The organism is Hoyosella levis (genome assembly GCF_026008515.1).
Classification (GTDB): domain Bacteria; phylum Actinomycetota; class Actinomycetes; order Mycobacteriales; family Mycobacteriaceae; genus Lolliginicoccus; species Lolliginicoccus levis.
Genome location: NZ_BQYM01000012.1, coordinates 96510 through 105303, shown reverse-complemented (window position 1 = coordinate 105303; position 8794 = coordinate 96510). Strand labels below are relative to the sequence as shown.

Genomic DNA, 8794 nt, shown 5'->3' with positions numbered 1-8794 from the left:
CAGCCCGTCACCGGCACCGTCCGGTGATGGCGGCGGATACGCCGCGGCTGGCCCTTCCGGGTCCAGCGACTACAGCCCGTCACCGGCACCGTCCGGTGATGGCGGCGGATACGCCGCGGCTGGCCCTTCCGGGTCCAGCGACTACAGCCCGTCACCGGCACCGTCCGGTGATGGCGGCGGATACGCCGCGGCTGGGGCAGCGGGCGCGCTGCCGTTCGTGCCGGTCCCCACGGGCTCGGGCGATACCAGCAGCAGCGGTGGTGGCGCGGCAACGCCTCCGCCGTCCTACCTCGAGAACCGCAGCAAGCCGTCCTACCTCGAGGGCCGCTCGCCGCGTCCCCACCACGCCGCGCCCCCGGCACCGACCGGTTCGCGTCCCGCCGCGCCAGCGGCGGGACGGGGCAGCTCGCGGCCATCCCCGCGCCCGCCCGCGCCCCCGGCACCGTCGCCGGACGGGGCGGTGGGCTCGCGGCCACCCACCGACGAGACCAACCACGGAAAGAAGGACTGACCAATGGCACGTCAAGACACATCCGCGATGCCCCGGACCTACGGGGCGTGGCGCAGGCAGCGCGGCTACGAGCTCGCGGGCCTATCGCTCAAGCGGTTCGGCATCGTCGCTGGCTGCATGATGATCGGCATCCTGCTGTTCAACGCCGGGATCGCGGCCGTCCTGGTGTGGGCGGCGATCTCCGGGCTGATCATCCTCTACGCGGTCATCCCGTTCGGGCGCGCGACGCTGTTCGAGCGCACCGTGTTCCACATCCGTGGGCGGCTGATGATCGCCGCGGGCCGCGCATCGCTCTACGGTGGCCCGCTGACCAGCCACCCGCGGCGCAACCGGCTGCCGGGCGTGCTGTCGCCGCTGGTGCCCGTCGCCGCCGAGGATGGCCGGGGCGGCCACCAGGTGCTCGTGCACAACCGCGCGACCGGGTTCATCTCGGCCATCGTCCGCGTGGCCCCGGTGGGCATCACCCTCGCTGATCGCACCGACGCGGACGCGTGGGTGGCGTCCTACGGGGGGTTCCTCGCCGAGCTGGGCTACAAGCCGATGGTCGCGTCGGTGGCGATGACCGTGGAGTCCGCGCCGACCGGCGGGGCCACCCAGCGCGACTACGTGCGCGAGCGCATGGAGCCCCACCGTGGCTCGGCCCCTGGCTTCGCCACCGCCGTGCTCGACGAGCTGGTCTCGCGCAGCGCCGCGGCGACCGCGGATGTCACCACCACGGTGACGATCAACTTCGATCCATCGCGGCTGCGGCCGGAGCCATCGACGATGGAGGAAGCCGCCGCGGAGGTGGTGCGGTGGCTGCCGGCGATGGAGAACTCGCTGTCGGCGTGCGGGGCGACGGTGATCGGCCGCGCCCAGCTCGGGTGGCTGATCCGGCGCGTTCGCATGGCCTTCGACCCGGACGCGCGCGGCGAGGCGTCGCGCCAGCTCGAGGTCGCCGAGGCCGACGAGGTGCTGCGCTGGCAGGACGCCGGGCCGATCCGCGCGGAGGAAGCGTGGCGGTCCTACCGGCATGACTCGGGAATCTCGTTCTCCTGGGTGCTCGACGCGCCCCCGACCGGGCATGTGCAGAACCGCATCCTGTTGCCGATGCTCTCCCCGGGCCGGTTCCCGCGCCGGGTGTCGATCGTCTACACCCCGATGCCCGCGTCGGTGGCCACGCGCAAGGTCGAGGAAGAGATCAACGCTGGCAACGTCCGCGGCTGGCTGGCGTCGAAGTCGAAGAAGGACGAGACCCAGCGCGACATCGAGGACCGTCGGCGGGCGCTGCTCGCCGCGCAGGAGGAAGCCCTCGGCGCGGGCGTGGGCAGCTTCACGATGTATGTCACCACCACCGTGTCGGACCCGCGCGAGCTGCCCGCGGCCATCGCCGATGTCGAGGAGCGCGCCGGGCAGGCCAAGCTGCGGCTGCGTCCCTGCCACGGCGCGCAGGCCGCGGGGTTCGCCGCGTCGATGGGGCTGGGCATCGACCCTGCCGCGGGCCTCAAGCGCCAGGGCGCGGAGAGGTGGCAGGCGGCATGAGGCGCACCGATCCCTCCGCGACGCACCATCCCTCCCGGCTGCTCGCCGATGCCCCGTGGGTGGGCGAGCAGCCCGGCACCGGCACATCCATAGCCCTTGACGGCCTGGTGGCCGCGAGCTGGCTGTGGGATGCCGCGCGCGCGGCGCGGGAGGCGACCACCAGCGGCCCCACGGGGCCGCGCGAGAACCAGGAGCAGCAGCGATGACGCTGATCGAGCATGATCCCGAGGCGTTCCCCGGCCTGGAGCCCGGCACAGGCGCCGCCACCGACGGCCACGGCCCCGACGCCTCGACCGGGGCGGTGCTGCGGGCGCGGCGGCGCTGGTTCCGCCGCGCGGCCGCGGGCCGCCCGGCCCCGCCCGCGCACCGCCTGGGGGTGGACCTGGATTCCCCGGTGCCGCCGTCGCGCGGCGACGGCATGCCCGCGGGCGGGCGCATCGCCAACCCGATGGGCGGGGACCAGTGGCAGGGCACCACCGCGCAGCTGTGCGGGCTGTTCCCCTTCGCCGCGCCGTCCGGCGCGCACCTGCGGGGCGTGCCGGTGGGCATCAATGCCCATACCGGGGAGCCGGTGGGCCTTGATCCCGCGCAGCTGCTCGTCGATGGCCTGGTGTCGAATACCGGGCTGTGGATCCAGGGCCAGCCTGGCATCGGCAAGTCCACCTTCGTCAAGCGGTTGCTGCTCGGGCTGGCGGGGTTCGGGTTCAACGTGCAGATCCTCGGGGACCTCAAGGATGAGTACGAGGACATCATTCGCGCGCTCGATGGGCAGATCATCCACCTCGGGCGCGGGCGGGGCACCCTCAACCCGCTCGATACCGCGCCGCTGCGCGGGGCGATCAACGCCTCGGTGGGGGCGCGCCGCCAGCAGCTGATCGACGATGCCGCGGAGTCGCGGCTGGCGCTGCTCGAGGCGTTGCTGGCCATCGAGTCGCGCACCGACAACCTGCGGGCCTCCGAGCGGGTGCTGCTCGCCCGCGCGGTGGAGATCGCCTCGCGGGTGGCCGAGGCGGAGAACCGCGACCCGATCATCCCCGAGGTCCTGGCGGTGATCGACGCGGGCGGGGCGGAGTGCATGCAGGCCGTCGCGGCGACGTCGGGCGCGGACTACGAGCAGAAGGTCCTCGAGCTGGTCAGCTCGCTGCGGCTGATGTGCGAGGGCGCGATCAAGGGCATCTTCGACCGGCCCTCGTCGTTCCGCATCGACGACGACACCCGCGCGGTGTCGGTGTCGCTGGCCAGCGTCGAGGATGCCTCGGACAACGTCGTCGCCGCGGCGATGATGTGCTCGTGGGCCTGGTCCTCGGCGATGACCGCCGGGCAGGTCGCGGCGGGCAAGCGCCGCAACGTCTTCCAGGTCCAGGACGAGCTGTGGCGGGCGCTGCGCGCGGCACCGGGCCTGGTGGAGAAGTCCGACCGCGTGACCCGCCTGGGCCGCCACCGCGGCGTCATCTCCGCGCAGGTCACCCACTCGCTCGAGGACCTCGAGGCGCTGCCGAGCGAGTCCGACCGCGCCAAGGCGCGCGGCCTGGCCGCGCGCAACGCGCTGAAGGTCATCGGTGGCACCGACAACCGGGAGATGGACCGGCTCGATGAGATCACCCCGTTCACCAGCTACGAGCGCGCCGAGGTCACCTCGTGGTCGGCCCCGCCGACGTGGGTTCCCGGCCAGCAGCACCCCGGACGTGGCCGGTACCTGATCAAGTCCGGCGAGCGCATCGGCATCCCGGTGCGGATGACCCTGACCGACCGGGAGCGGGTGCTCTACAACACCGACAAGGCGTTCTCCTCGCTCAAGCGCGGGGGCCAGTGATGCCCGGCAAGAAGGGGCCACTGGTCGTGGTGGGCGTTCTCGGGGTGGTCGTGGCGGTGGTGGTGCTGATGTCGCTGCTACTGATGAGCGCCGCCGAGGAGGAGCAGCAGCTCGGGGCGTGCGGCACCGGGTCCGGCGCGGGCGTCGCGCCGCTGCCGGCGGGCTCGGTGTCCAAGCCGATGCAGGCAGGCACCTACACCCTGTCCTCGCCGTACGGGCCGCGGTGGGGCGATTTCCACTACGGCCTGGACTACTCCGCGGCCATCGCCGCGCCGATCTTCGCGTTCGCCGATGGCGTGGTGCGCGCCTCCGGCCCGGCCACCGGGTTCGGCAACTGGGTGGTCATCGACCACAACATCGACGGCCAGCTGATCTCCACGGTCTACGGGCACATGCCCGCGGGCCTGATCACCGTGGCCAGCGGCCAGCAGGTCCGGGCGGGCCAGCAGATCGCCGGGGTCGGCTCCGAGGGCCAGTCCACCGGCCCGCACCTGCACTTCGAGGTGTGGCCGGGCGGGCGGTTCGGCGGCAGCGCCGTCGATCCCGCACCGTATGTCGCCGCGGCCGCCGAGCCCGGCTCCGCGGGCAGCAGCAGCGATGGCGACGGCGGGGGCTCCCCGGTGGACCTCGCCGCGATGGTCGCGCCCGGCGATAGCGGCCCGGCCAGCGCCACCGCGCCCGCCGCCGACGCGGGGGCGTCGTTGCCGCCGCTCCCGGCGTCGAAGGGCTCCGAGCGGTCGATGACCGTCGATGGGGTGCGGGTGATGCGCTCGATCAACGCCAACTTCCCGCAGGTGAACAGCATCGGTGGCTACCGTCCCTCCGACCCGTATCCCGACCATCCCTCCGGCCGCGCCGTCGATGCGATGATCCCTGCCTACAACACCCCGACCGGCATCGCGCTCGGCGACCGCGTCGCCAGCTACTTCGTCGCCAACGCCGACCACTACAACGTCACCTACATCCTGTGGCGGCAGCGGATATGGCAGAACGGCTCCTGGTCGGGCATGGAGAACCGGGGCTCGGACACCCAGAACCACAACGACCACGTCCACATCACCGTCGAGGGCGGCGGCATGGCCACGGGCTCGGAGTCCTACGCCGCGGGCCAGCCCGGCGCGGGCACGTCCCTGGCCGGGTGCGCGGGCCTGGGCGGGCCGCTGGACGCGACGAGCGTCCCGGCTGAGTTCGCGCCCTGGATACAGCGGGCGGGCGCGCTGTGCCCGCAGATCCCGCCATCGCTGATCGCCGCGCAGATCAGCGCCGAGTCCGGGTTCAACCCCGCCGCGGTGTCCCCGGTCGGGGCGCAGGGACCAGCGCAGTTCATGCCCGGCACCTGGCCGTCGTATGGCCGCGACGATGACGGCAACGGCCAGGTCTCGCCGTTCGACATCGGGGATGCGGTGATGGCGCAGGGCCGCTTCATGTGCGCCATCGCCTCGCAGATCGACGCGGGCATCGCCTCCGGCGCGGTCGCAGCACCCAATGGGCCGACCGAGCTGTACCTCGCCGCCTACAACGCCGGTCCTGGCGCGGTGCTGCGCTCGGGGGGCTTTCCCACCGGGCACGTCGATTACGTCGTCCAGACCCGCCCCTACGCCGACAAGATCATCGCCGCCGAGCCCGGCTTCCGGGGCAGCTCGCGCGCGTGAGCACGCCACCACCGATAGGAAGGACACCGACCATGAGCACCATCGGACCAGCCAGACCGGCTCCGGCCGCGCCGCCGAGGCGGCGCGGCACCAGTGCCGCGGTGGCCATCGCGGCCACCGGCCTGTGCGCGATCATCGCCGCGGGCTGCGCGACCATCCCCACTTCTAGCGGGCCCTCTCCCGCGCCGTCCTCGGCGCCGGCGGTGCCGCTATCGACGGCCAGCGGCTCGGCCTACACCAGCCCCGCGATCGCCTCGGCAGCCGATGCCGCGGCGATCGCATTGTCGCAGGTCTACACCTGGCAGCCGATGACCGAGGAGTCCCGCGCTGATGCGCTGCGCCGCGCGCGGGACTGGCTCGGCGGCGAGCTGCTCGCCGCGGTCGAGGCCGGGACCAGCGAGTCGGGGGTGCGCGACGACGGCGACTGGGCGCGGTGGCGCGCCCAGGAAGCAGTCATCACCGCCGATGCGCGGCCCATCGCCGCGGGAGAGGTCCTCACCGATGGTGTCGTGGAGATCGAGGCGCTGGTGACCCAGACGGTGCTGCCGCGCATCGGCGAGCCCGAGCAGACCACCTTCCGGGTGCTCGCCCGCATGGCCGAGACCGGGCAGGGCTGGCGGATGATCGGCTACCGGATGATCGGGGGAGCAGGTGGATAGGGAAGCTGCCAAGCCGCTGGGGATGGTCGCGGCCATCGGGGTGGCCTACGGCGGGCTGCAAGCGTGGCTGGCGATCCGCGACGGCGCGGACCCGCTGGCGATGGTGGCGCTGATCGCCGGGGTCGTGGGCCTGGTGGCGCTGCTCGGCGCGGGCGGCTGGTGGATGTGGCGGTCCCGCCACCGTGATGACTCGCCCGGCGCGCGCGAGCTGGACAAGGCCGCGCGGCACCTGGCGCGGCACTCCCAGCTCACCGGCATCACCGAGTCCCAGGCCCGGCGCTCCTCGGCCCGGCTGCGCCGGGCCGAGGGCGCGCCGGGCGACAGCCCGGACGGGTGGGGGATGCCGCTGGGCGAGCTGGTCGGCGATGGGCGGATGCTGCGGGCGAGCTGGGAATCGTCAGTGATGATCATCGCCGGTACCCGCACCGGAAAATCGACCTCGTACGCCATCCCGCTGGTCGTCGGCGCGCCGGGCGCGGTGATCGCCACCTCCAACAAGCCCGATGTCTACGCCGGGACGTGGCGGGTGCGCCGCGACGGCGGGCACCGCGAGTGGCTGTTCGATCCGCAGTCCATCGCCGGCACGGCCAAGCCCGGCTTCCGCCTCGACCCGCTGGTGGTGGTGCGCGACCCGGAGACCGCGATGGAGCTGGCCGGGCACTTCGTGGCCGCGGCCAAGACCGACAACGCCGTGGGCTCGTCGTACTTCGACGGGGCCTCGCACAAGGCGCTGGGCTCCTACATCCTCGCCGCCGCCCTGGCCGGGGGCGACATGCTCCACGTCGCCGAGTGGCTCAATCGGCCCACCCTCGATCTGCCCGCGCGGGTGCTCGCCGCGCACGGCTTCGCCGCGCTCGCTCAATCGGTGGCGGAGATGAACAACTTGAACGACCGCCAGCAGCAGGGCGTGTACGGCATGGCCCAGCAGTTCATGGAGGTCATGTCCTCGCCCGGCTACGCCGCGTGGGTGTGCCCGGCCACGCGCGCGGTGATCAGCTCGTCCCCGGCGGGCGGGGGCACTGATCGTGGCGGCTACTTCGCCACCGATGCCGACGACGACCGCGAGGTGTTCGATCCCGCGGCGTTCGTCGCCTCCACCGACACGCTGTATGCGATCTCTCGGGACAACGACGGTTCCCCGAAAGCGCTGGTGACCGCGCTGGTGGGCATGGTGATGCGCGCGGGGGGCGAGCAGGCGGCGACGATGCCGGGCGGGCGGCTGGGCGAGCCGGTCGTCGCGGTGCTCGATGAGGCCGCCAACATCTGCAAGCTCCGCGAGCTGCCCGGCATGCTGTCGTATGCCGGTGGCATCGGCATCTGCCTGGTCCCGATCATCCAGTCCCGCCAGCAGGGCGAGCGGGTGTGGGGCCGCGGCGGCTTCGGGGAGATGTGGGGGGTGGCCAACGCCAAGGTCTACCTCGGCGGCAACCACGATGCCGACTTCGCCGCCGAGCTGTCCCGCCTGGTCGGTGAGCATGAGCGCACGCGGGAGAACAAGTCCTACGGCGGCAAGGGCGGCAAGTCCTGGTCGCAGTCGGTCACCCGCGAGCCGATCCTGCCCGCCGACCGGCTCGCGGCGATGCCGCTGGGCCGGGGGCTGCTGCTGTCCTCGGGCAACCGGCCCGCCCTGATCAAGACCCGCCCGTGGTTCCGCGGCGAGCACGCCGAGGCCATCCGCGCCTCCCAGGACGCCTTCACTTCAACCGAGCAGGACCTGCCCGCCACCGGCGAGCCCGTCGCCGCGGCCACCGCGGCCACCAGGAAGGAGCAACAGCCATGACCATCATCGAGACGCTCGAGGGCGAGGATGCCACCGAGGCCCCCAAGCAGGTGTTCGCGTCGCTGGCCGACTTCGTCGAGCAGCTCGTCGCGCCGATGATCAGCCGCGACTCCACGACGATGCGCTGGTCGCCGCGCTGGTTCGATTTCCCCGAGGTCGTCAACCGGCTGCTGGGGCTGTGGATCGACTACGAGGCCACCGTCGCCGAGGGCCAGACCCTGACGATGTGGTGGCTGCACCGCTTCGACCCGACGATGGCGGTGATCTGCTCGGTGCACGGGCCGATGCGGCTGTGCCGGGGCGGGCTGCACGAGGTCGCCGACCACCTCGTCGTCGAGCCCGCGCCCACCGATCATGCCGTCCGTGTGCCGTTCGCCGCGCTCGGCCCCACCGGTGAGGACGAGCAGTGATCGAGCGCGAGCGCGCGGCGCGCGCGGCGGTGGCGGGCCTGCCGGGCGGGTATGACCCGCAGGCGGGATACGTGCCCGCGGGAAGCGCGGGAGCGTCGGTGGAGAACCTGCGCTCGGTGGCGCGGGGGGCACGCTCGGAGGCCAGCCTCGGGCAGGCGCTGATGCGCGATGTCGCCCGCGAGGCGGTCGCGGAGATCGCCGAGAACTCCCCGGACCCTGCTGCGGCCAGCCAGTACACCGCGCTGCACGCCGAGGTCGGCCATGATCGCGCTCGGGCGCGGGCGGTGGAGTCGCAGGCCAGCGCGGAGCTGATGGCGCTGGCGATGAGCGGGTACATCCCCGCGCGGGCCTACACGCTGTCCCCGGCCCCGGCGGTAGCGCCGCCGGTGGCGGGGCAGGCGCGGGCACGCACGCAAGGCATCGAGCGGTAGCCGCATCGGACGCACTG

General features: G+C 73.2%; 8 protein-coding genes and 1 pseudogene. All 9 read left to right on the top strand.

Annotated elements, in window-relative coordinates:
• Positions 1-511: pseudogene (locus QC765_RS13775) on the top strand (hypothetical protein); the annotation flags it as partial.
• 3 nt (positions 512-514) lie between these two features.
• Complete coding sequence (locus QC765_RS13770) at positions 515-2032, top strand: SCO6880 family protein (protein WP_278315012.1); 1518 nt, start codon at positions 515-517, stop codon at positions 2030-2032.
• On the top strand, positions 2029-2238 hold the full coding sequence (locus QC765_RS13765) for a hypothetical protein (protein WP_278315011.1): 210 nt from the start codon (positions 2029-2031) through the stop codon (positions 2236-2238). Before QC765_RS13770 ends, QC765_RS13765 begins: the two co-directional genes overlap by 4 nt.
• Positions 2235-3845: a P-loop NTPase family protein gene (locus QC765_RS13760; protein ID WP_278315010.1), complete on the top strand. Its 1611-nt coding sequence runs from the start codon at positions 2235-2237 to the stop codon at positions 3843-3845. The genes QC765_RS13765 and QC765_RS13760 overlap by 4 nt, the downstream gene beginning before the upstream one ends.
• Positions 3845-5497, top strand: coding sequence for a M23 family metallopeptidase (locus tag QC765_RS13755; RefSeq protein WP_278315009.1), 1653 nt, complete (start codon positions 3845-3847; stop codon positions 5495-5497). The genes QC765_RS13760 and QC765_RS13755 overlap by 1 nt, the downstream gene beginning before the upstream one ends.
• Before the next feature lie 32 nt (positions 5498-5529).
• Complete coding sequence (locus QC765_RS13750; RefSeq protein WP_278315008.1) at positions 5530-6156, top strand: hypothetical protein; 627 nt, start codon at positions 5530-5532, stop codon at positions 6154-6156.
• Entirely contained in the window at positions 6149-7936 is a 1788-nt protein-coding gene (locus tag QC765_RS13745; protein WP_278315007.1) for a type IV secretory system conjugative DNA transfer family protein, read from the top strand. The genes QC765_RS13750 and QC765_RS13745 overlap by 8 nt, the downstream gene beginning before the upstream one ends.
• Entirely contained in the window at positions 7933-8346 is a 414-nt protein-coding gene (locus QC765_RS13740) for a DUF4913 domain-containing protein (protein ID WP_278315006.1), read from the top strand. Before QC765_RS13745 ends, QC765_RS13740 begins: the two co-directional genes overlap by 4 nt.
• Entirely contained in the window at positions 8343-8777 is a 435-nt protein-coding gene (locus QC765_RS13735; RefSeq protein ID WP_278315005.1) for a hypothetical protein, read from the top strand. Before QC765_RS13740 ends, QC765_RS13735 begins: the two co-directional genes overlap by 4 nt.
• Positions 8778-8794: the final 17 nt, after the last annotated feature.

Bases quoted from the DNA above. Each gene is read 5' to 3' on its own strand.
- QC765_RS13770 (WP_278315012.1), top strand. From the start codon at position 515: ATGGCACGTCAAGACACATCCGCGATGCCCCGGACCTACGGGGCGTGG.
- QC765_RS13755 (WP_278315009.1), top strand. From the start codon at position 3,845: ATGCCCGGCAAGAAGGGGCCACTGGTCGTGGTGGGCGTTCTCGGGGTG.
- QC765_RS13760 (WP_278315010.1), top strand. From the start codon at position 2,235: ATGACGCTGATCGAGCATGATCCCGAGGCGTTCCCCGGCCTGGAGCCC.
- QC765_RS13750 (WP_278315008.1), top strand. From the start codon at position 5,530: ATGAGCACCATCGGACCAGCCAGACCGGCTCCGGCCGCGCCGCCGAGG.
- QC765_RS13740 (WP_278315006.1), top strand. From the start codon at position 7,933: ATGACCATCATCGAGACGCTCGAGGGCGAGGATGCCACCGAGGCCCCC.
- QC765_RS13765 (WP_278315011.1), top strand. From the start codon at position 2,029: ATGAGGCGCACCGATCCCTCCGCGACGCACCATCCCTCCCGGCTGCTC.